Genomic DNA, 2,211 nt, shown 5'->3' with positions numbered 1-2,211 from the left:
GCCCAGGGATTTCGGACAGTGGACCCGCTTAGAATAGGGATCTACTGAAATGAGCCAGTCCAGCATGAGCAGATCGCGTCGATCGTTCAGTCCCGAGTTCAAGGACGAACTGTGCCGAGAGGTCATCGACTCCTCCAAGCCGATCAGCGAAGTCGCCAAGGCCTACAACGTCGGTGACGACAGTCTGCGCCGGTGGCTGGTGAAGTATCGGGACACTCACGGCGGCGGCCCGGACACCGAACTCACCCTCACCGAACGAGCCCGCCTCGCCCAACTCGAACGGGAGAATCGAGAACTTCGAGCCGAGGCAGCCTTCCTGAAAAAAGCAGCCTTAAATTCAACCTGTCAACGCAACAAGGTCCCCGGCAAGGCACTCTGCGGGTGACCTGAATCCAAGACACTTTCGTGGACGGTTATTCAGTTTGGCTGCAATAGAATCGAGGTCTTGCTGAGTCAAATCTCCTAAGTACGTTCCCTTCGGAAGATATTGGCGCAAGAGCTTATTGGTGTTCTCGTTCGTTCCTCGCTGCCAGAGACTGCGCGGTGCAGCGAAGAACATCTCGATGCCTGTCGCGGCGGTAAGCAGCTTGTGGCCGGCAAGTTCCATCCCTCGGTCCCACGTCAAACTCCGGCACATCACCGGATTCATCCGTGCATACTCCCTGACCAGCGCAGGAACAACTGACATCGTATGCCGGGTTGGTGTCTGCACAATGGTCAGATAGCGGTACTTACGATCGACCAGGGTCGCTACCTGACTGTTTCTCGAACCAATGACCAAGTCGCCTTCCAAGTGGCCGCTGATGCTGCGGTCTTGCGCATCGGCGGGCCGGTCCTCGATGGGTCGTGCATCGACGATCTGGGAGCGCCACTGACCTTTAACGCTGTGCCACTTGTTCTTTCGGATCGGTCGACGGGTCCGAAGCTTCTTGCACAGCTTCTGCGGAATGACGCCCCATCGTGTGGTATATATCGAGCGATAGATCGTCTCATGACTGATCGCCAGCTCAGTTTCATTCGCATGGTGCAGTCTCAGATGCCCGACGATCTGCTCTGGCGACCACTCGTCGTCGAGCATCGACACGACCTTGTCGCGCAGTGCCGGATTCCGTTTCAGCAAGCACAGTTTGGGTCGCTTCGCCTGCACGCCAGCACGGTCATGCGCAGCGGCGGCACGATAGCTGCCACGCCCACCATTTCTCTTGATTTCACGGCTCACCGTCGAGGGCGCACGGTCGAGTGCAGAGGCGATCGATCGAACTGTGTCACCTGCGGCGATTGCCCGTGAGATAGCCTCACGCTCAACAAGAGTCAATGAACCGGCCCGCACTGTGGACTCCGCCGGCGCGATACCGCCGTGATACTTCAGAACCGTGAAGACAGATCCCGGCGGCTTGCGTAGTCCGCGGGATATGACGCTGATCGATTCGCCGGATCGCCACCGCCTCCACAACTCCGCCTTCTCCCTATCCGACATTCCCGGCCGGCCGATCTTCGACACCCACACCCTCCTTCAACTGCACTGTTGCGCTGACCCTTTGATTCTAAGGCCTCGTACTTTGCACGGGAGCCACGGTAGTGGCGAAGTACGAGTTCATCGATTCCTATGTCGCGGACGACTCCGCGGTAGTACCGATCACCGACCGCTGCCGCTGGCTCGCGGTCTCCACCTCCGGGTTCTACCACTGGAAAAGCCGGCCGCAATCAGCAACCGCGATCCGCAGAGATACTCTGGCACAACGTATTCGGGTGTTCTTCGGGCTCTCGCACGGCACGTACGGATACCGCCGCATCCACGCAGATCTGCGAGCAGCCGAGATTGAATGCTCCCCGGAACTGGTCCGATCGATCATGCGCGACGAGGACCTCGCGCCGTGCCAGCCGCGGCCGTTCCGGGTCACTACCGACTCCGACCCGAACAGCGAGCCGGTCGTGCCGGATCTGCTCGTGCGCGACTTCTCCGCTGATCGCCCAGGAGCGAAGTTCGTCGGCGACATCACCTACATCCACACCTGGCAGGGGTTCGTATATCTCGCGACGGTCATCGACTGCTACTCCCGCAAAGTCGTGGGCTGGTCGATCGCAGACCATATGCGTACCGAACTGGTGGCGGCGGCGTTGACGAATGCGGCATCGACGACCCTGATCGAGTCGGGAGCGATTTTTCACTCCGATCGCGGCAGTGTCTACGCATCGCGGGCCTACCGGGCT

General features: G+C 59.7%; 1 protein-coding gene and 2 pseudogenes. 2 read left to right on the top strand and 1 reads right to left on the bottom strand.

The genetic code is table 11. The annotated features are described in order from the left end of the window. Positions 1-64 precede the first annotated feature (64 nt). Positions 65-328 (top strand): annotated as a pseudogene (locus ABIB36_RS21865) (transposase); the annotation flags it as partial. A 9-nt stretch (positions 329-337) separates the two neighbouring features. Here ABIB36_RS21865 and ABIB36_RS21860 read toward each other — a convergent pair. Then, a complete protein-coding gene (locus ABIB36_RS21860; protein WP_354563600.1) occupies positions 338-1,501 on the bottom strand; it encodes an IS30 family transposase in 1,164 nt (387 codons plus the stop codon). Between the two features lie 47 nt (positions 1,502-1,548). Here ABIB36_RS21860 and ABIB36_RS21855 point away from each other — a divergent pair. After that, a pseudogene (locus ABIB36_RS21855) lies at positions 1,549-2,211 on the top strand (IS3 family transposase); the annotation flags it as partial.

It is taken from the genome of Rhodococcus sp. UYP9, assembly GCF_040547235.1.
Taxonomy (GTDB): Bacteria; Actinomycetota; Actinomycetes; order Mycobacteriales; family Mycobacteriaceae; genus Rhodococcoides.
Note: the sequence above shows the minus strand (reverse complement) of the source record. Positions and strands in the feature narration are given on the sequence as shown.